The sequence below is a fragment of the Lichenihabitans psoromatis genome (genome assembly GCF_004323635.1).
Taxonomy (GTDB): Bacteria; Pseudomonadota; Alphaproteobacteria; order Rhizobiales; family Beijerinckiaceae; genus Lichenihabitans; species Lichenihabitans psoromatis.
The window spans coordinates 1,832,265-1,851,175 of the sequence record NZ_CP036515.1 but is presented as its reverse complement, the minus strand read 5'-3'; the positions used below and the strand labels follow the sequence as shown (position 1 = coordinate 1,851,175).

The window sequence follows — 18,911 nt, the reverse complement described above, 5'->3', positions numbered from 1 at the left end:
AATCCCGACCGCCGGCAAGGCGGACGTAGGCGTCCTCGACGATCTAAAAGACATGATCCAGACCCCGCGTGAAAGCGGCGAGCCGGGTGCGCCCTGGAAGAGGTTTCGCTGCCGTTCGGTCTCCCCGCAGTCCCGCGCTCCGCGAGTAGCCTGCCGGTCGTCTCGAACACGGTGACGAGGATGCCCGCGATAACACCCGCGTCTTCGCGCAGCGGACCTGAAGAATGCGTTAGCCAAGCGTCATGTGACGCGCCGTGGCGCGTGATGGGGGACAACGCACCCTCGAAGGTGACAGACTCCCCGGCGAGCACGCGCGCGTAGATCGTCTCGTTGATGTGCCAGGCCTCGGGCCAGCAATCCCGGGTAGCCTGCCCGAGCCCGGCCCGGTTCGGCGAGCCGTAGCATCGATGCGGACGACGTCACGACCCCGGTGGCATCGACCGTTTGTTTTCGTCGGCGCCGAGGGCCTCGCGGTGGCGATGCGTTTCGGGTCGTTGTTCTGTCGGATCGAGTTCATCGGCACGTTTACGCACCCACTTCGTGACGTGATCGAGGACGACCCGGATGCGGGGGGTGTCGCGATTGTCCTTGTGAACCACCAACCAGATGCCCGCACTGGGGATAAGGGACGGCAGCGGCGGCACCTCGATACGGGTCAGTCCCGGTTCCTGATCGGCTTGGTACCGGATCAGGCTGGCCAAACCTCCGCCCTGCTTGGCCGCAGCGAGCGCCGCCGCATGGCTACTGGTCTGCATCGCGACGGTAGCGCGGGGCGCAAGCTCGGCGAGCCAGTCTGTCTGCGTCGCGTCCTGGATGCCTTCAAGCTGCGTAATAAGGCGGTGGCCGGGGCATCCGGCATCGTAGTCGCAGTCGCCGTGCCGATCGAGGTAGCCGGGGCTGGCGTAGAGCCCGTACGCGAGCGTGCCGATCCGACGCACGACGAGGTCGTGCTGCTCGGGCTGGGTCAGGCGTATCGAGATGTCCGCCTCGCGCATCGACAGGCTAAGTTCCCGAGGGTTGGGGATCAGCTCGATCATGATGTCGGGGTTGGTGAGATGGAGCGTGCCCAGGCCGGGGGCGATGAGGTTGCTCGCGATGGTCTCCGAACAGGTGACGCGCACCAGGCCCGCCATGTGCGCGTCCTGACCTCCGACCTGACGCTCCACCAAGAGGACCTCGGCCTCGACCCGTTCCGCTTGCTTTCGGACATCCTCGCCTGCCAGGGTGGTCATGTAACCGTCCGGCGTCCGGTTTAGGAGGCGAACCCCCAGGCTCGCCTCTAGGGACGCGAGACGTCGCCCCACCGTAGACTGGGCGACGCGCAACTCCCTAGCGGCGGAGGAGAGGCCGCCCGCGCGTACGATGGCGAGGAAGATACGAAAGTCATCCCAATCGAGCATCGCCATCAGGTTACCTTCGCATTGCGCGGTCGGCGATCCTCATCGCCGCACTGGGACGCCTAGAGCAGAACATTGGCGGTATCGGACAGGTCGATCGAGAGTATCGCGGCTATTCCCTCGGAGCAATCCGGCAAAGGACCGAGATCGATCCGGCTTCTCTCGGATGGATCATCGAGCGATCCCTGGCGAAACGGGCATCACGATCTCGCAAACGACCCCAGTAGTCTCGAAATCGAGTCGAACCTCGCCATCGAGATCCTGAGCCAAGCTACCCTCGATCAGGCTCCGGCCAAAACCCTTGAAGGAAGGTGACGTGACCGTGGAACCGCCGCTCTCGCGCCAAAGCAGCCGGACCTGATCGCCCTTCGGCACGGCTTCGAACCGCCACGATACGTCGACTTTTCCGTCCGCTTCGGGCGACAGCGCACCGTGGGTGGCGGCGTTGTTGGCCAGTTCATGGAAGGCCATCGTTAGACTCAACGCCTCCTTGGGCCGGAGTGGAAGCTCGTCACCCTGGATGGAGATGCGTACGCCCGGCCCCAAGGCCTCCACCGTCTGGTCGAGGATGTCGCTCAGGCCGACACTATCCCGCGTCCCAGTGCCGAGGAGGCCGTGGGTTTTCGACAGCGCCAGGACACGTCCCACGAAAGCGTCGATGATTCGCTTGTCCGCCACGCCACGCGGCGTCTGCCCGGTGATGGTCAGGACGGTCGCGAGCGTGTCCTGCGTTCGGTGGTTCAGATCGTCGAGCTTGAACCTGAGCCGCTCCAGCTCGCTCTTGTGCGCGGTCACGTTCACGAAGGAGGCGAAGTGCTGCACGACGGCACCGGCATCGTCCCGGACCTGACTGATGAAGACGGAAACCCAGATCGTACTGCCGTCCTTGCGGTGAAAGCGAAGCGGCGTATCGAGGTCGCGACCGCCCTCGAAGGCGGTCTGGATCTGCGTCATCGCTTCGGGGTCGTTGCTGCTTTGGATCAGGAAACCGAACTTTTGGCCAAGCACCTCATGTTCGTCGTAACCCGTGAGGTCGAGGAAGGCCTGATTGACGAACACGATCGGCTTGTCCGGCGCCCTGGCGTTGCAGAATACCATCGGCATCCTTGTCGTCTCGGCGGCTACGACGAAGGGACCGAGGTCCTCGCGGAAGCCTTCGACAACGGACTCCGCGTCCTTCTGCTGGCCTGACTTATCGGCTTGTTCCGCCATGAAGCTTCTCCCAACGCCCGAAAAGCACGAACCCCATCGAGCGGCTAAATCTCGTGAGATGACCGCAACCCGGCGCGGACCACCTCACTCGTCACCGATGCGCGTTGGTATCGATGGCGGCCCTTGGGATTTACCGGGTCCCTGTGGCAGACATTATCATAAGGGCCGGATCACTTGGCGAGGCGCAAATTTAAGCATAGTCGAGATGCATATATGAAATCACGGGCGCTCTAGCATCGCAACGCTCTTTGCGTATCAACAGAATTCGATAATCAAAGTCATTGTGATATCTTCACCCGAGCAAAAGTCGAGACGCCCTCCTTGAGGAAGCGTCTCGTTTTAAAATCACATGCGATGCATCATCTTCTTGTGCATCATCATTTTCTTATTCATCATCTTGCCGTGCATCATCTTGCCGTGCATCATGGACTTATGCATCATCGGCTTCTTCATCATCTGCGCGGAGGCCGGCGCTATGGCGGCGCCGAGTGAGCAGGCGATGGCCGCGCACGCGAGGATCAGGCTCTTGGTCTTTGTCATGGGTGTTCTCCTGTTATGCCTTCAATGCGGGATCATCCCGCGATGAACGGACCTGCGATCGCCAGTACCTGCGCCTTGCTGAGCGGCTTGTCGAAGGCGCCGGTCCAGGGCTTCTGCTTGCGCAGCAGCCGCACCGAAGCCGCATGTCGCGCCTCGACCGAATGGATCTGCAACGCCGTCGTGAGCAGCTTGCCGCCGCCGACGAGGTTGGGTGCCTGCCCCTTGTAGGCGGCGACGCCGGTGTCTTCCAACGCCTGCGACACCGCCGCGAACGTCTTGAAGTTCTGGAACACGTCGCGGTATTTCCCGCGCGCCGTGAAGTCGAACTCCGGCTTGGCGATCGCCGCCCCGCCGAGTACGGATTGCAACAGCGCGACGTGCGCGGTTTCGTGCTGGCTGATGACCTGGAACGTGGCCCCGGCATAGTCAGGGATGAGCCCGCCCTGGGCCAGCGCCGTCCGGTAGAACTCGTCTTCGAGGTATTCCAGTGTCAGCGCGAAGTTCAGGATGTCCGCGACCTGTTGCGGCACCTGCGCGAAAACCTCCGACGAGACGGCGGCCAGCATCATCGGGGCGGTGGCAAGGGCGCCGAGCTTGACGGCGGCACCGGCGAACAAGTCGCGCCGTTTGATCAGGCGGTTGGAGAGGTCGGGATCGATCCCGTCGAGAATGGCGATGTCGGTGGACATACGGTGAGTCCTTTCGGAGTGATCAGGGAAGTTGCGAGGCGGTGACGGGCGTCGCGATGAAGGGTGCGACCATCGGCAGGACCTGGGACGGCAGCAGCGCCCGGTCGAGGCCGTTCTGGTCGATCGGGCCGAAGTCGCCGATGATGTCGTGGATGGTTGCGGCGTGCCGCGCTTCGACCGACACGATCGAACCAGCGATCGCCAGGTACTTCGGGCTTTGGATCGCAGCGCCGCCGCCGTTGTAGGCGGCCACGCCGAGGTCCTCGAAGGTCGCGGCGGTACCGAGAACCGACTCACGGCTGGAAAAATCGATGGCGGCGAAGTTGGGTGTCAGGTCGGGAATGCGATTGCCCCCGAGGGCCCTAGCGAAAAGCGTCCTATGTGCGATCTCATGCGCCTTGATGTCCTGAAGGAGCGAACGCTCGCCCCGAGTCATACCTCCGTAGGGCGAGGCGAGGACCTGGCTGTAGAAGGCCGCTTCGAGCTGCTCTAGGGCGTAGGCGTAGTTCAAGACGCCGAGGTCCCCGGCGCCAAGGTCGACCCCGGCCTGGGCGAACGCTTGGTTCAGTTTCAGGCCCGGCACGTCGACGCCGAAGGCGACCGCCGCGACTGCTGTGACGCCGGCCCACTTCAGGATGGCGCGTCGGGAATTGCTGCCGTGGTTGAGTTCGTTTTGGTTTGCGCTGGTCTATCGTCTCCCATATCCGTTGTTCCGGCCAAAATAAGACTCTGAATGGCCATGCATTCTAGGTACGCTGAGTTATTCGATACGGTGCGCCGTGACGTACGTGCAAATACGCATTCCCACTATGCGAATATTTATCGCCGACTTATCGCGACATCGTGCGACGCCTCGAAATTCGAGTGAAAACAGGATCGAGCGTCGACCCTTGGTCGTCGACATTCAGTGCATTCGATCCCTCGGACGAACGATGCGATCGGAGTCTCGATGTCACTGGCCGAAGCGGAACGGGACGATCCCGTCGTGTCGAACGACGACGCCGTTCCTAAGGGCAAGGAGCAGCACCTCGTCACGCTGGTGAAGCGCCACAGCGTCGTGGTTCGCGTGACGCACTGGATCACCGTGCTGTGCCTCACCATGCTGCTGATGAGCGGGCTTCAGATCTTCAACGCCCGTCCGCAACTCGACTTCGGCAACAAGACCGACTTCGACCACCCGCCCGTGGCCATCGACTCCGACAAGGTAGACGGCAAGGCCCGTGGCTACGTTCGGATCGGCGAGCATCGTTTCGACACGACGGGCGTCCTCGGGCTGTCGGACTTCGAGGGCAAACCGACCGAGCGTGCCTTTCCGTCCTGGGCGACGCTGCCGGGCGAGCAGGACCTCGGCACCGGACGAGCCATTCATTTCGTATTCGCCTGGCTCTTCGTCGCCAACGGCCTCGTCTACCTCGTCTGGGGTTTCGCGACCCGCCACTTCCGTCGCGACTTCGTACCGAGCCGCTTTCAATGGCGGCATATCGGCGGCGAGATCCTCGATCACGCCAGGCTTCGCTTTCCCAAGGGAGAGAAGGCGCGGCAGTACAACGCCATCCAGAAGATCACCTACTTCCTGGTCGCCCTCGTCCTTCTGCCGCTCCTGGTCGTGGCGGGCTGGACCATGTCGCCGGGGCTCGACGCCGCGTTTCCCTTTCTCCTTCATATTTTCGGGGGCCGGCAGACCGCACGTTCGGTTCACTTCTTCGCTGCGTTCGGGGTGGTGCTGTTCGTGCTCGTCCACGTGGCCCTGGTGCTCCTGTCCGGGCTCTTCAACAACATGCGTTCGATGATCAGCGGCTGGTACGACATCGGGCAGGAGCGCGGGACCCATGGTTGATCGTCCGACGACACGACGCACCATCCTGACGGGGGGAGCGACCGCGATCGCCGCCCTGGGCCTCGCCGGCTGCGAGAAGATCACCAACAACCCCTTGGCGAGGCAGGTCCTCGATGGTGTCGGTGGGTTGAACCGGAAGGCCCAGGAGGCGATCCTCGGTTCTGAACAACTGGCCCCGGAATACGAGTTGAGCGACGTTTCGACGATGTTCTATGCCAACGGCTCCACCGACCCCGACGACGAGCGTTACAAGGCGATGGCCGCCAAGGGCTTCGACACCTACAAGCTGGTCGTCGACGGCTTGGTCGAGCGTCCGCTGGAACTGACGATGGCGGAGCTTCGCGCGATGCCTGTCCGAACGCAGATCACCCGGCACGACTGCGTGGAGGGCTGGAGCTGCATCGGCCAGTGGACCGGTACGCCATTGCAGGGCGTGCTGGACCGGGCCGGCGTGAAGGCGACGGCGCGTTACGTGGTCTTCCACTGTTTCGACACGATGGACGACGGCGATCCGTCCGGTCCCACTCCGTTCTACGGGAGCGTCGACCTGCTGGCCGCACGGCATCCGCAGACCATCCTCGCCTACGACATGGGCGGCAAGCCGCTGGAGGTGAAGTACGGGGCCCCGTTGCGCCTCCGCGTCGAGAGGCAGCTTGGCTACAAAATGACGAAGTACATCAAGCGCATCCAGCTCATGGAGGACTTCAAGGATATCGGCCAGGGTAAGGGCGGGTACTGGGAGGACAGCGGCTACCAATGGTACGCGGGGATTTGAGCGATCAGATCTGCATATCCACTATCGAAAAACGCCTGAAGGTTTTCCGCTTTTTGCAGCCGTCCAGATGTATTCATAGAGTGGTCGATGCGTTTTCCGGACCTCATATGTCAAAGTAATTTGGAGGATAAAATGCCAATCGAGCAAGCAATTGGTCCTACCGTCCTCGCATATTATCCCACGCGGAAATCCGCATTACCGGTCGATGAGGTCAGGCGTGCCAATATCGCGAGATCCATGAGTGGATCGCATCGAACCGCAGGCTCGATCGCGACGCCGGCCCGTAGTGACTTGGCCTCGGTCGACTTGGCCGATGCCGGGCGTGAAACTGCAAAGGTCGAGAATCCGTCGGCAAGGATCGAAAACACCTCCTGCACCTATCGGGGCAGCACTTTCGCCGGCGAGTTCTGCGTGAGCGGTACGGGGCCTGACGCGATCGTCAGTGTCCATCGCCACGATGCCGAACTTGAGAGCAAAGTCGGGACCTCGACCGTCGATGCCATCGCAGCGGAACTGCTTTCGCGAATCGTCATGCAGGAGGCTGTCTCGAAGACCGTGGAAGCCGGCGAAAAAGGACAGCGGTTTTCCGACGACCAGCGTAAATCGGCGTGCTGAACGTGGGCGAGGCGGTCCTCGTACCAGCGCGCCGCCTCATGGGGTGGCGGGGCTTCCCAAGGTGATCGAGACCGAGACCATTGCCGCTCTCCTACGCCAACAGGAAGTCCTGGCCAAGTTTGGCGAGATGGCCCTGCGCTCCGACAGCCTGGATGACATCCTCAACGAGGCCTGCCGCTTGGTCGGCGAGGCGCTCGGCACCGACCTCGCCAAGGTCATGGAAATGCAGGATGACGGCGTCACCCTGTCCGTGCGAGCGGGCGTCGGCTGGCACGCGGGGATCATCGGCAAGGTGACGGTCAAAGCCGTCAAGGGATCGTCCGAAGGCTACGCCCTTAAAACCGGTCAGCCCGTCATGTCCGACAATATCGATAACGAGACGAGGTTCGCCTACGCCGACTTCATCAAGGAGAGCGGCGTCAAGGCCATCGTGAGCGTCATCATCCTGGGCGCGGAAGACAAGGCGCCCTTCGGCATCCTCCAGGTCGACAGTCGAACGCCCCGCAAGTTCGTCGAGCGGGACACCAAATTTCTCCGAGGGTACGCCAATCTGCTTGCGGCTGCGGTCGATCGCCTTCGGGTGGCCGACGCGATGCGCGGCGCCCAGGTTGCCCTGCAAACGAGCGAAACCGCACTGCGGCGCGCCAACGAGACGCTTGAGGAACGTGTCGCCGAAAGGACGAGCGCCTTCGAAACGGAACAGGGTCACCGCGAGGTTGCCGAGGGCCAGCTCCGTCAGAGCCAGAAGATGGACGCGATCGGGCAGCTCACGGGCGGGATCGCGCACGACTTCAACAACCTGCTCACGGGAATCACCGGCTCCCTGGATCTGATACGCCGCCGCATCGAGGCCGGACGGATGTATGATATCGGTCGCTTCATCGATGCGGCTTCCACGTCCGCCCTGCGAGCTGCGGCCCTGACCCACCGCCTATTGGCTTTCGCCCGCCGCCAGTCGCTGGATACCAAGCCATCCGACGTGAACGCTCTCGTCGCCGGGATGGACGACCTGTTGCGTCGGACGCTCGGCAAGCAGACCCTGGACATCGTGCTCGGGGCTGATCTCTGGCCGGCGATGACCGACGCCAACCAGCTCGAAAACGCGATCCTGAACCTCGCGATCAATGCGCGGGACGCCATGCCGGATGGTGGGCGGCTCTCGATCGAGACCATGAACGTCAGCCTGGAAGACACGCATTCCCTGCCGAACGAGGAGGTGAGCCCGGGGCGCTACGTCGTCATTTCCGTCTCGGATACCGGCTCGGGCATGACGCCGGAGGTCATCGCGAAAGCCTTCGATCCGTTCTTCACGACCAAGGCGATCGGCCAGGGAACGGGCTTGGGTCTATCGATGATCTACGGCTTCGCGAAACAGAGTGGCGGCCATGTCCGGATCGAGAGCGAGGTCGGTCGGGGCACGACGGTGAAGCTCTACCTTCCCCGGGCCCAAGGCGGCGTCGCCGTCGTCAGCGATCTCGATCGGTCGGACACGCCCCGAGGGGATGGGGAAACCGTCCTAGTGGTCGAGGACGACCCGACCGTTCGTCTTCTCATCGTGGAAGTCCTCAGGGAGCTTAGCTATGTCCCTCTGGAGGTATCCGATAGCCGTCAGGCGCTTCCGATCCTGCGTTCCGGCCAGCGCGTGGACATGATGGTGTCCGACGTCGGCCTGCCCGGGCTCGACGGCCGACACCTGGCCGAGATGGCGCGGGAGACCAGACCCGATCTGAAGGTGCTGTTCGTGACGGCCTACGCGTCCGCCGCGACGATCCGCAGCGACTTCCTCGCGCCGGGCATGGACCTCCTGACCAAGCCCTTCACGCTGGATGCACTCGGGAGCAAGATTCGCCAAATGCTCCAACGACCAGGGACTGCCCGAGAAGGTTCTACATCGACGCCGGAGGCCGACCCGCATTCGCATAGTCACTATCCGGATTCGACGGTGTGGCCGATCGGGCTCGGTGGCTAGGATCGATGGTGGGCCCGGAGGCCCGCAGAGGTGATGGCTGTGCGAGGCACGACGAATGGCCGGGGAGCAAGGACGCTGGAACACGGAGCCGGACGGATCGGTCGTCTATGAGACAGGTCCATTCCGCCTCGTGACGAAGGAGATCGGCGGAGCCGTTCGGTTCATGGTCTTCCACAGCCAAGCGGAGGGGGAGCGTTCGCGGATGCTTCTGGGGTCGGGCACGGCGGACAACGCGTGGTCCGCGATGGCGTCGGCCCGAAGGATGGCCGATCGCTTCGTATAGTGATGATATCAGGTCCTACATATCCTGGTTGCGCCGGTCACGCACGGCCCTTTCTTCCGGTAACCGGTTGGGCGTCGTCGGTGAGATTTGGCAATCGATTTGGGCGTTTTCGAAATACAATATCAATTGGGAGATCTCACATGACTTTTCGCCTGATGTCATCGACGGTGGTGCTGGCTTTTCTATCGGTTACAACAGCCGGCGCTTTCGCAGCGGATGCTGGAGCGATCAGCCAGCAGACCCCGGATCAGTGGCGTGCCTCGAAACTGGCGGGGCTGTCTGTCTATGGTCCGGGGAACAAGACGGTTGGCAAGATCAGCGACGTACTTTTGAGCCGGGACGGCAAGGCAGAGTACGTCATTATCGGGGTCGGTGGCTTCCTCGGTATAGGCGAGAAAGACGTTGCGGTCCCCTTTGACCAGGTGAAGTTCATCAGTCAGCCGCCGATGCCGCCGGTAAACCCAGAACCGATCGACAATGGTGCAGCGCCGGCCGCCACCAACACGATGGCCGGCCCCTCGGGCACAGGCGCGCCGAACGCAACTAACGGCGGGATGGCTCCCAACGGAGGGATTGCGCCCGGTACCATGGTTGGTCTCGGAACCCCGGCCGACACCACCGGCGCCGGTGCGGCACCAGCGATGGCCGGCGCAAGCGCTACGGCCCCCGGCTCCGCAGCGAGAATGGCTCACACTCTCGCCTATCCCGACCACAGCACCATTGACATGACGGCTGAGCAACTCAAGGCAGCGCCCAGCTTCAAGTTTGCCAGCTGACCACGATTGCCACCGCGTTTTGCGTCACTTCAGCTTGAAGACCCTTGAGCGCCGAGCTTCTACAAGTTCGGCGCTCCGGTATGTCCAGTCTTTGGTGTCAACGGCTCGAAGCAGCCTTTCCGTTTCCGATAATGCCAAGTAGTATATGGACAGCTTTGCGCCCAACGCAGTTGGACACCTCCAAGAACCTCGCGGTTTCCGCCTAAATGTGATTCTCTGGTGATCATCGGGTTGGAGGCGGGGCGATGCGGGGCCAGGCTGGGTTCTTCGACATTGACGAGCGGCTGAAGGAGATCTCGGCCAAGGGCGACGATCTTGAACGCCTCAACGCGATCGTCGACTTCGAGGCATTCCGATCCGATCTCGCTCGGGCGGTGCCGCGTTCGGACGGCAGCAAGGGCGGCCGGCCGCCCTTCGATCATGTCTTCATGTGGAAGGTGCTGATCCTGCAGGCGAGCCACTCGCTGTCGGACGAGCGCACCGAGTTTCTGATCAAGGACAGGCTGTCGTTCATGCGCTTCCTGGGGCTCGGCCTGTCCGATCCGATCCCGGACGCCAACACGATCTGGACCTTCCGCGAAGCGCTGACGCGAGCGACGATACGGGACGCGCCCGCCATCACGGTGCTGTTCCGCGCCTACGAGGCGGCGCTGACCAAGGCGGGCTTCCTCGCCATGGGCGGCCAGATCATCGACGCCACGATCGTGTCGGCGCCCAAGCAGCGCAACACCGATGGCGAGAAGGCCGACATCCGGGCCGGGCGGGTGCCCGAGGCGTGGAAGGACAAGCCGGCCAAGCTCGCCCAGAAGGATCGGACGCCCGTTGGACGGTGAAGTTCTCGAAGGCAAAGCCGTCGGACGATGGCTCGCCCCGCATCGACATCGCGGTGCCATCCTTCGGATACAAGAACCACATCGGCATCGACCGGCGTCATGGTCTCATCCGGACCTGGACGGCGACCCATGCAGCACGTCACGACGGGGCGCAACTTCCCAACCTAATATCGAAGGCAAACACCGCGAGTGCGGTGTGGGCGGACTCAGCCTACCGCTCGAAGGTCAACGAGCAGCACGTCGCCGAAAGCGGCTTACGCTCGCAGATCCATCGCAAAAAGCCGGCGGGGAAGCCGATCGCGAAGAACGTCGCGCGAGCCAACAACGCCCGTTCGAAGGTCCGCGCCGCCGTGGAGCACGTCTTCGGCCGGCAAAAGGGTCCGATGGGTCTCGTGCGCACCATCGGGCTCGCCAGAGCGACCGTCAAAATCGGCCTTGCCAACATCGCCTACAACATGCGCCGAGCCGTCTGGTTCACCGCACAGCGCCAGGCAATCGCCTGAGGCACGAGCCAAAGCACAAAAGCAGTCGAGCTCCGCCTTCCGCCATCTCAATCTTGGCCGCCATCAGCCCTCACGACCGTCCCGCGCATCGAGAAAGCAGCGTTCTTGGAGGTGTCCAGCTATTAGGTCGCTATTTGCGACTGCTCGGAAGCGGTCGTTTCCAGCGCCGTCTCGGCACCCCCCTCAAACTGGATGCGCAGCCGCCCGCGCATGATTTGAAATAGTTCGTCCTCGTCGTCGTGCCTGTGCCAGGCGATCTGACCCTGGAGCTTGGCGACCTTCACATACTGGTCGTTCACGCGCCCGACCACCCTCGGAGACCAATGCTCGGTCACGCCGTCCAAGGCGGCGAGTATGTTGATGGCCTCGATCATGCGCTGTTCTCCGGGTCTGACGCCCACGAGCAGGGCGACCGGCTCCATGCCGGAGGCACGCTGCGTCGGATCCTTGGTCGCATGCCTCATGACCAGCGGCCAAGCACAAGTTGCAGCCGTGCGCCGGGGGTGTGGGCAAGCCGCGAAGGCCTGCCACGAGCCGGCCGCAGACATCCACCGGCTTGGCCGGTCTGGCGACGAATGCCCGTGGCGGCCATAGAAGCCCTTGCTCGGGATCGACACGCGCCACTGATCGTCCCCCCTTGAAGTGGTCCATCCCGATGTATGGCTTTCGAGCCTGGAGGATGGATCGATGGGAAGACGACCGAAGCCTGAAGAGATCGTGAGCAAGCTGCGTCAGGTCGACGTGTTGGTCTCACAGGGGAAGACCGTTGCGGACTCGGTTCGCTCGATCGGGGTGACCGAGGTCACCTACTACCGGTGGCGGAAGGAGTTCGGCGGCTTGAAGCTTGACCAGGTCAAGCGCCTGAAGGAGCTGGAGACGGAGAACATGCGGCTTCGCAAGGCGATCGCCGACCTCACGCTCGACAAGCTGATTCTGAAGGAGGCGGCCTCGGGAAACTTCTGAGCCCCGCGCGCCGGCGCGTCTGCATCGAGCATGTGCGACAGCATTTGCCTGTCTCCGAGCGCCGCGTCTGTGCGGCGCTCGGTCAGCACCGCTCGACGCAGCGCAAGGCGCCGCGGGGCTTTGACGACGAAGAGGCGTTGACGGGCGACATCATCGAGCTGGCGCGGCAGTACGGCCGCTACGGCTATCGCAAGATCGCGGCGTTGCTGCGCGATGCCGGGTGGCTGGTAAACGACAAGCGGGTCGAGCGCATCTGGCGATGCGAAGGGCTGAAGGTGCCGGCCAAGCAGCCGAAGAAGGGACGTCTCTGGCTCAACGACGGCTCCTGCATTCGCCTCCGGCCCGAGCACCGCGATCACGTCTGGTCGTACGACTTTGTCGAGGATCGCACGCATGACGGCCGCAAGTTCAGGACCCTCAATGTCGTCGACGAGTTCACCCGGGAGTGCCTGGCCATCCGGGTCGCGCGCAAGCTCAACTCGACCGACGTCATTGACGTTCTGTCCGACCTGTTCATCCTGCGCGGCGTGCCTGGTCACATCCGTTCGGACAACGGCCCCGAGTTCATCGCCCAGGCTGTGCAAGACTGGATCACGGCGGTTGGAGCAAAGACCGCCTATATTGCCCCAGGCAGCCCGTGGGAGAACGGCTACGTCGAGTCGTTCAACGCTCGCTTCCGAGACGAGCTGCTCGACGGAGAGATCTTCTACTCGCTCAAGGAAGCTCAGGTCATCATCGAAAGCTGGAGAAGGCATTACAATACTGTGCGCCCGCACGGATCAATCGGCTACAAGCCCCCGGCGCCGGAGGTCTTCGTGCCCGCCTTCGCCGCATGGCCGGCTGCGAAACCCCGACCATCTCCGCCGGCCATGCTCAGGGTGGCGCCCAGGCCGACCATGAACTAACAATCAACCCGGACCACCCGATGGGGGCCGATCAGATGTCGTCCAGGTGACCTAACGGGGGTGAGGCTTTCTACAAGTCAGGCGTCTAGAAACGATCCCTTGACGCGAGCCAGAACCCCTGATTCCATAGCCACCGTCGGTCAGGCGTCACATTGCCTATGATCGCGTGAAATCGCTGCCCACCCTGGCGTGAAATTACTGCCCACGATCCGCGAAATGCGCACCCAGTGTTCAGCAAGAAATCGAAGCAGGTCAGCAGGGCCTCGCGGTCCTTGGTCAGGCAGGTGACAGCCTTGGGGTATTTCGCCCTGTACTTTTGGTCGAAGACGGTGATTGCCGTTTCGGCTGCGGCCCGCGTCGGCGCGCCGTGGACCTCGCGCAGGTCGTCCTTCATTGCGGCCTGGACGGACTTGGGCGCCCTGTTGAAGTGTTGAGGACGTTGGCGGCCTTATGAACCCAGCACCGCTGGTGCGGCGTGCCGGGGTAGATCTCTTCGACGGCCTTCCAGAAGCCGAGCGCGCCATCCCCGATGGCCCGTTCGGGCGCCACGGTCACCGGCGCCTACACTGATACGATCTTCGGGATATTCCGGATCACTTTGAACTGCTCACCGGCCGCCGGCGTCATTCGCGGTCAGAAGCGCGTAAAGCGGAACGCTCCCCCTTGAGGCGCGGAGCCTGCCTGCCAGGACGGGATCGCGCAGGCGCCTGGCGACACAGGCCATGGCCTTGAGCTGACCCTCCGGGTGCAGCTCCGGAAGGAGAAGGAGGAAGATAAGATCGACTGGCCGCTCGTCGATGGCATCGAACTGGACCGCCGTCTTGAGCAGGGCGAAGAGTCCGAACGGCTTTGTAAGGTTTGCGATACGGGCGTGGGGCAGGGCTATACCGTTGCCGAGTCCCGTCGAACCCAGATGCTCCCGCTGAACGAGCGCCGTCTCGATCGCGATAAAGTCCATCCCGACGAGGGCCGACGCCCGACACGCCAGCTCCTTGAGGACACGTCCCTTGTCGGTCTCCCGTAATTCGAACACGGCGTCGGGGGTGAGAAAGTCTTTTATTTCCATGGCGGCACTCTTGATCCGTTGGCCCAGACTGTCCCGCGTCCCTGCTTCATCGCGGCCGTCATTTCGGCGTTGAGGGCAGGTTCAGCATAGCAAGGGGGCTTGTAGAGTTTCCAAGGACCGTAGAGGGCATTTGTCCATTCCAGCGATGCGCCGTCTCGTATGACACCACGACCGCGTTGCTGTTCACGGCCGTTCCAACCTGCTGAATAATTCGCGCTTGGGCCTCGCCGACCAATGTAGCGGCTTGCGCCTCGCCCTCGGCCTTGAGGATCGAGGCTTCGCGCTGGGATCTGGCCTGCGCGATCGTCGCCTGAGCTTCGCCGTTCGCCTGGGCGATGCGGACGGCTGCTTGCGCGTCGGCTTGTACCTTCAACTGTTCGCCCTCGTAGCGGACCTTGACGACGGTGTTCTCGGCACGGATGGCATCGTTCTTGGCTTGTACCGCCGCCTCGACGGAGGCCTGGAAACTCGGGCTATAGGCGATGCTGCTCAGCTGGAGGTCGACGAGCTGGATGCCGAAAATACCGTCGAGGGCTTGACTGACACCCTTGCGAATCTCGCCCGCGATCTGCTCGCGGTTGGCCGAAATGCTGACCGTGTTCTGGGTAGAGAAGACGCGAAGAACACGGTCGGCGAGGACCGGACGGATGTTCTCCGAGATATCAACATTGCCGCTTCGGCCAACGCTGTAGAGGAGCTTCAGCACGGCGGCCGCGGGGATCTTGTAAGACAGCCCGACGCCGACGTTCACGGCCTGATTATCCACCGTATAAACGGTCAAGTTGTTAAGTTGAAACGTGTCGAGGCTCGTCTGGATCGTGTCGACGGTATCGATGAATGGAACTTTGAAATGCAGTCCGGGCCCCACAGGTTCTTGCGTTACGACGGTGCCAAGGCGACGCACGCCGGCCATCTCAGTCGGTTGGACCGTGTAGAAGCTGCCGAATGAGGCCGCGACGAGGGCTCCGACTCCGATGATGATGGCGAGGCTCCCCGTCGGCAGGGGGGAAAGGTTCAGTTTATGCTTACCCTGTTGCGGGGCGCCCCAAGGCTGCTGGTCGTCGGACGGGATGACGTTCATGGCGATAGCTTTCGTGACGCGACTTAGAACTGTGCAGCAAGGCTGATGGGGGCAGCGAGGCGGTAGCCGACGCCGGCCTCGGTCAGCAGCAGGCGCGGCTGGGTCGCATCGACCTCGATCTTCTGGCGGAGACGGCTGATGAACACCCGGAGGTACTGGGCATGCTCGGCGTGGTTCGGCCCCCAGACCTCTCTGAGGATGTGCTGGTGGGTCAGCAGTCGCCCGGCATGGCGGGCCAGGAGATGCAGTAGGTCGTATTCCCGCGGCGTGAGACGGACCGGCTCGCCCCGAAGCGTGACGCGGTGGGCAAGCGTATCGACGATCAGATCGCCGGCCTCGAAGACGGCCGTCGTGCCTGCTGCGGCCACCGCGTGCCGCAGCGCTGTGTTGATGCGCGCAATGAGTTCGCTGACGCCAAAGGGCTTGCTGACGTAGTCGTCCGCGCCCGCGTCCAGCAGCGCCGCCTTCTCCATCTCGTTGTCGCGGGCCGAGAGGATGATCACGGGCACCTTCGAGGTCTCCCGGATGGTGGCCAGGACCGCTGATCCGTCCATGTCGGTCAGTCCAAGATCAAGGATCACCAGCTCGGGCGGCGTGGCGCTGAACTTCTGCAAGGCCTGCACGCCGGTCAGAGCCGACTCGACCGTGAAGCCGGCGGCGACGAGCGTCGGGCGGAGGAAGCGATGGATCTGCGGCTCATCGTCAACGACGAGGATGTAGCGCGAGGCCGGCAAGGGCTTGTTCCTCTTCGACAGCCAGGGGGATGGCTGCACTGGGTTCAGCGACAGGGAGTGCGATCCGAATGAGCGTGCCGTGGCCTGTCAGCCGCGGGCTCTCGGCCCGAATGGTGCCGCCCATAGCCTCGATGACGCCCTTGGCAATCGCGAGTCCCAGGCCCGTCCCAGCCGGCCGCCCGTCGCCGGCGCCGAGGCGCATGAACTTTTCGAACACACGCTCGAGATCGGCCGGTGGAATGCCGCGCCCCTCGTCCTCGATCGTGACCACGACCTGCCCGCCCTCGGCTTTCGCTGCGATGATGGTCGGCGTACCGGGCGCGGCGTACTTGTCGGCATTGTCGAGGAGGTTGAAGAGCACCTGCTCGAACAACACCGGATCCCCCTCGACGGCCAGATCGCCTGCCACCGTTCGCGTCTCCACGATGCGAGACGGAAACGATTTCCTGGCGCGCTTCACTGCGGCGGCGATGACATCGGACACGTCGATCCAGTCCCGGCGCAGCGCCAGGGTGCCGGATTCGACGCGCGTCATGTCGAGCAGGTTGGCGACGAAACGCGTCAGGCGACGGGCCTCCTCCTCAATGGTCAGCACGAGGTCGTCCCGGTCGGCCTGTTCCATGCGGCTGCCGTAGTCGCGCAGGCTCGTCGCCGATCCAAGGATCGCGGAGAGTGGCGTTCGGAGGTCATGGCTGATCGAAGAGAGCAGGGTCGACTGCAAGCGTTCCCGCTCGGCGCGCGCCTCGCCATTCCTGGCCTCGACGACCAGCATGGCCCTTTCGATCGCGAGTGCACCCTGGTCGATGAGGGCCGCGAAGGCGCGCTCCTCTTCGGCCGATAGGGCCTTGCTGCGATCGGATGGCGAGATCCCGATCGTGCCGACGGTGCCCGATGAGGTGCGGATCGGATGGAATTGGAAATGGGCGTTGGGCAGTGTTCCCGTGCGCCAGCCGGCGACCTCCGTGCGGCTGAACGCCCACCGTGCGGCGGCCCATTCGCTCGGCTGCAAGCTGTCCTCGGGCGGGAATGCGGCCGTGATGGTCAACTCTCCAGCCTCAAGTCCCTCGCGCTCCCGCAGCAGCATGACGACCTGTCCCCGGATGGCGGCTGCGGTCTGCCTGACCAGGACCCACAACACGTCCTCGATGCTCACCGTGGCCGAGAGTTTGCGAGAGACGTCATAGAGCGCCTGGATGGTCCTGACGCGCGCCCGGGCAGCATCCGACTGGTCACGGACCCGCCCAGCGAGGCCGCCGGTGACGACCCCGACCAGCAGGAAGATCATCAGCGCGAAAAACTCGTAGGGGGTCGCGACCGAGAAGGTGAAGAGCGGCTGAATGAAGAAGAAGTTGTAGGCGAGGAACGACAAGATCGCGGCCGCGATGGCGGGCCACTGGCCGAGCGTGACGGCGCAGCCGAGCACGGCGGCCAGGAAGATCATCGAGAGGTTCGGCAGTGCAAGGTAGTGGGTCGCCAGCATGCCGACCCCCACGGCTGCCGCGACCGACCCAACGGCCGCCGACAGGCCGACCGCGAGCGTGTTGCGGTCCGGCCATGACCACCGTCTCGCCGGCTTGGCGATGCGTTCGCCCACAACGATATGGATGGCGATATCGGAGGCGCGCCGCACTAGCATGCCGGACAGAGACCGGCCCCGGACCCGTGCCCACACCGTCGGGCTCGATCGCCCGATGACGATCTGGGTGATGTTCTCGCGGCGGGCGTAACGGAGGATTTCCTCTGGCAGATCGGGCCCCGCCAAGCGGGCTGTCTCCGCCCCAAGTCGTTCAGCAAGCCGCATGGCCTCGTCGACCCGGCGGAGCGCCACCGCGTCAGTGATTTCGTGGCCGGACTTCTCCAGAGTGACGGCGATCCAGGCCGCATTAAGGCCATTGGCCAGGCGGCTGGCGGACCGGACTACGCGCTCCGACGAGGGATCCGACCCCACGCAGACCAGAATTCGCTCGGCGGTGGGCCAGGCACCTTCGATGGCGTTCTGCCGGAGATGATCGACCATCTGGTCGTCGACCCGGTCGGCTGTGCGGCGCAGGGCCAGCTCGCGCAATGCCGTCAGGTTGCCGGGCTTAAAGAAGGCATTGGCGGCCCGCGCCGCGTTCAGGGGCAGGTAGATGCGCCCCTCGCTCAGGCGCGTGATGAGTTCGGCGGGCGTGACGTCGACGACCACGACTTCATCGGCCCGATCGATCACCGTATCCGGCACGGTCTCGCGCACGACGATACCTGTGATCCGTGACACGACGTCCGACAGACTTTCGAGGTGCTGGATATTGACGGCGGTCCAGACGTCGATCCCAGCGTTCAGGAGTTCCTCGACGTCGAGGTAGCGCTTGGGATGGCGACAGTCGTCGGCGTTCGTATGGGCAAGTTCATCGACGATCAGCAGAGCCGGCCGTCGCGCCAGCGCACCGTCGAGATCGAACTCGCTGAGCTGCGTCCCTTTGTAGGCGACGTTCCGGCGGGGGAGAATCTCCAGGCCTGCCAGGAGGGCCTCGGTCTCGACCCGACCATGGGTCTCTGCGACGCCCACTACGACGTCGAGATGGGCCTGGCCGAGGCGCCGTGCACCGGACAACATCGCGAAGGTCTTGCCGACCCCGGGCGCCGCGCCGAGGAACACCTTGAGGCGACCCCGTCCCTCCTGTCCCGCTGCGGCCAGGAGGGAGTTGGGATTGGGACGGGCGTCGTTGGGGAGCGTCAGGACTCTCATCGGAT

The 18,911-nt window shown here is 63.6% G+C and carries 16 protein-coding genes and 3 pseudogenes; 7 read left to right on the top strand and 12 right to left on the bottom strand.

What is annotated here, in order from left to right; genetic code table 11:
- Positions 1 to 419 precede the first annotated feature (419 nt).
- The 6 genes and pseudogenes from EY713_RS08585 to EY713_RS08565 form a co-directional block, all read right to left on the bottom strand.
- A complete protein-coding gene (locus tag EY713_RS08585; RefSeq protein WP_245572948.1) occupies positions 420 to 1,232 on the bottom strand; it encodes a LysR family transcriptional regulator in 813 nt (270 codons plus the stop codon).
- A 39-nt stretch (positions 1,233 to 1,271) separates the two neighbouring features.
- A pseudogene (locus EY713_RS23535) lies at positions 1,272 to 1,400 on the bottom strand (helix-turn-helix domain-containing protein); the annotation flags it as partial.
- A gap of 168 nt (positions 1,401 to 1,568) precedes the next feature.
- On the bottom strand, positions 1,569 to 2,609 hold the full coding sequence (locus tag EY713_RS08580) for a PAS domain-containing protein (RefSeq protein WP_131114423.1): 1,041 nt from the start codon (positions 2,607 to 2,609) through the stop codon (positions 1,569 to 1,571).
- A 345-nt stretch (positions 2,610 to 2,954) separates the two neighbouring features.
- Entirely contained in the window at positions 2,955 to 3,149 is a 195-nt protein-coding gene (locus EY713_RS08575; protein ID WP_131114422.1) for a hypothetical protein, read from the bottom strand.
- 32 nt (positions 3,150 to 3,181) lie between these two features.
- A complete protein-coding gene (locus EY713_RS08570; RefSeq protein ID WP_131114421.1) occupies positions 3,182 to 3,838 on the bottom strand; it encodes a ferritin-like domain-containing protein in 657 nt (218 codons plus the stop codon).
- A 22-nt stretch (positions 3,839 to 3,860) separates the two neighbouring features.
- Entirely contained in the window at positions 3,861 to 4,421 is a 561-nt protein-coding gene (locus tag EY713_RS08565; RefSeq protein WP_210215319.1) for a ferritin-like domain-containing protein, read from the bottom strand.
- Positions 4,422 to 4,787: 366 nt separating this feature from the next.
- Here EY713_RS08565 and EY713_RS08560 point away from each other — a divergent pair, with 366 nt between their 5' ends.
- The 6 genes and pseudogenes from EY713_RS08560 to EY713_RS08540 all read left to right on the top strand — a co-directional run bounded on the left by EY713_RS08560 (position 4,788) and on the right by EY713_RS08540 (position 11,429).
- A complete protein-coding gene (locus tag EY713_RS08560) occupies positions 4,788 to 5,675 on the top strand; it encodes a cytochrome b/b6 domain-containing protein (RefSeq protein ID WP_131114419.1) in 888 nt (295 codons plus the stop codon).
- On the top strand, positions 5,668 to 6,450 hold the full coding sequence (locus EY713_RS08555; protein WP_131114418.1) for a molybdopterin-dependent oxidoreductase: 783 nt from the start codon (positions 5,668 to 5,670) through the stop codon (positions 6,448 to 6,450). The genes EY713_RS08560 and EY713_RS08555 overlap by 8 nt, the downstream gene beginning before the upstream one ends.
- A gap of 87 nt (positions 6,451 to 6,537) precedes the next feature.
- The gene (locus EY713_RS22705; RefSeq protein WP_165491072.1) at positions 6,538 to 7,065 is read left to right on the top strand and encodes a hypothetical protein; all 528 of its coding nucleotides are present in this window, start codon (positions 6,538 to 6,540) and stop codon (positions 7,063 to 7,065) included.
- A gap of 61 nt (positions 7,066 to 7,126) precedes the next feature.
- Positions 7,127 to 9,034, top strand: a complete 1,908-nt coding sequence (locus EY713_RS08550) for an ATP-binding protein (RefSeq protein WP_165491071.1) — start codon at positions 7,127 to 7,129, stop codon at positions 9,032 to 9,034.
- A gap of 423 nt (positions 9,035 to 9,457) precedes the next feature.
- Positions 9,458 to 10,093 (top strand): PRC-barrel domain-containing protein, encoded by a 636-nt coding sequence (locus tag EY713_RS08545; protein WP_165491070.1) that lies wholly within the window; start codon positions 9,458 to 9,460, stop codon positions 10,091 to 10,093.
- Positions 10,094 to 10,338: 245 nt separating this feature from the next.
- Positions 10,339 to 11,429, top strand: a pseudogene (locus EY713_RS08540) (IS5 family transposase).
- 122 nt (positions 11,430 to 11,551) lie between these two features.
- On the opposite strand, the gene EY713_RS08535 reads toward EY713_RS08540, so the two are convergent.
- Complete coding sequence (locus tag EY713_RS08535) at positions 11,552 to 11,893, bottom strand: cupin domain-containing protein (protein WP_131114415.1); 342 nt, start codon at positions 11,891 to 11,893, stop codon at positions 11,552 to 11,554.
- A gap of 223 nt (positions 11,894 to 12,116) precedes the next feature.
- On the opposite strand from EY713_RS08535, the gene EY713_RS08530 reads away from it, so the two are divergent.
- Positions 12,117 to 13,297, top strand: a protein-coding gene (locus EY713_RS08530; protein WP_131113674.1) for an IS3 family transposase whose coding sequence is annotated in 2 segments (ribosomal slippage) — positions 12,117 to 12,378 and positions 12,378 to 13,297 — 1,182 coding nt in all. Because the reading frame shifts where the segments join, the coding sequence is not laid out codon by codon here.
- Positions 13,298 to 13,521: 224 nt separating this feature from the next.
- On the opposite strand, the pseudogene EY713_RS08525 reads toward EY713_RS08530, so the two are convergent.
- The 5 genes and pseudogenes from EY713_RS08525 to EY713_RS08505 form a co-directional block, all read right to left on the bottom strand.
- Positions 13,522 to 13,852 (bottom strand): annotated as a pseudogene (locus tag EY713_RS08525) (transposase); the annotation flags it as partial.
- A gap of 52 nt (positions 13,853 to 13,904) precedes the next feature.
- Positions 13,905 to 14,363 carry a PTS sugar transporter subunit IIA gene (locus tag EY713_RS08520; RefSeq protein WP_131114414.1) on the bottom strand — a complete coding sequence of 153 codons (459 nt, stop codon included), beginning with the start codon at positions 14,361 to 14,363 and terminating at the stop codon, positions 13,905 to 13,907.
- Positions 14,364 to 14,421: 58 nt separating this feature from the next.
- On the bottom strand, positions 14,422 to 15,276 hold the full coding sequence (locus EY713_RS08515; RefSeq protein WP_165491069.1) for an SPFH domain-containing protein: 855 nt from the start codon (positions 15,274 to 15,276) through the stop codon (positions 14,422 to 14,424).
- A gap of 191 nt (positions 15,277 to 15,467) precedes the next feature.
- A complete protein-coding gene (locus EY713_RS08510; RefSeq protein WP_131114412.1) occupies positions 15,468 to 16,178 on the bottom strand; it encodes a response regulator in 711 nt (236 codons plus the stop codon).
- Complete coding sequence (locus tag EY713_RS08505) at positions 16,147 to 18,906, bottom strand: sensor histidine kinase (protein ID WP_131114411.1); 2,760 nt, start codon at positions 18,904 to 18,906, stop codon at positions 16,147 to 16,149. Before EY713_RS08505 ends, EY713_RS08510 begins: the two co-directional genes overlap by 32 nt.
- Between the last annotated feature and the right edge of the window lie 5 nt (positions 18,907 to 18,911).

Excerpts from the sequence above, each read along its gene's own strand:
- EY713_RS08575 (WP_131114422.1), bottom strand. The coding sequence starts at position 3,149 with ATGACAAAGACCAAGAGCCTGATCCTCGCGTGCGCGGCCATCGCCTGC.
- EY713_RS08520 (WP_131114414.1), bottom strand. The coding sequence starts at position 14,363 with ATGGAAATAAAAGACTTTCTCACCCCCGACGCCGTGTTCGAATTACGG.
- EY713_RS08545 (WP_165491070.1), top strand. The coding sequence starts at position 9,458 with ATGACTTTTCGCCTGATGTCATCGACGGTGGTGCTGGCTTTTCTATCG.
- EY713_RS08535 (WP_131114415.1), bottom strand. The coding sequence starts at position 11,893 with ATGAGGCATGCGACCAAGGATCCGACGCAGCGTGCCTCCGGCATGGAG.
- EY713_RS08515 (WP_165491069.1), bottom strand. The coding sequence starts at position 15,276 with ATGGCCGGCGTGCGTCGCCTTGGCACCGTCGTAACGCAAGAACCTGTG.
- EY713_RS08560 (WP_131114419.1), top strand. The coding sequence starts at position 4,788 with ATGTCACTGGCCGAAGCGGAACGGGACGATCCCGTCGTGTCGAACGAC.
- EY713_RS08570 (WP_131114421.1), bottom strand. The coding sequence starts at position 3,838 with ATGTCCACCGACATCGCCATTCTCGACGGGATCGATCCCGACCTCTCC.
- EY713_RS08555 (WP_131114418.1), top strand. The coding sequence starts at position 5,668 with ATGGTTGATCGTCCGACGACACGACGCACCATCCTGACGGGGGGAGCG.
- EY713_RS22705 (WP_165491072.1), top strand. The coding sequence starts at position 6,538 with ATGCGTTTTCCGGACCTCATATGTCAAAGTAATTTGGAGGATAAAATG.
- EY713_RS08585 (WP_245572948.1), bottom strand. The coding sequence starts at position 1,232 with ATGACCACCCTGGCAGGCGAGGATGTCCGAAAGCAAGCGGAACGGGTC.
- EY713_RS08580 (WP_131114423.1), bottom strand. The coding sequence starts at position 2,609 with ATGGCGGAACAAGCCGATAAGTCAGGCCAGCAGAAGGACGCGGAGTCC.
- EY713_RS08505 (WP_131114411.1), bottom strand. The coding sequence starts at position 18,906 with ATGAGAGTCCTGACGCTCCCCAACGACGCCCGTCCCAATCCCAACTCC.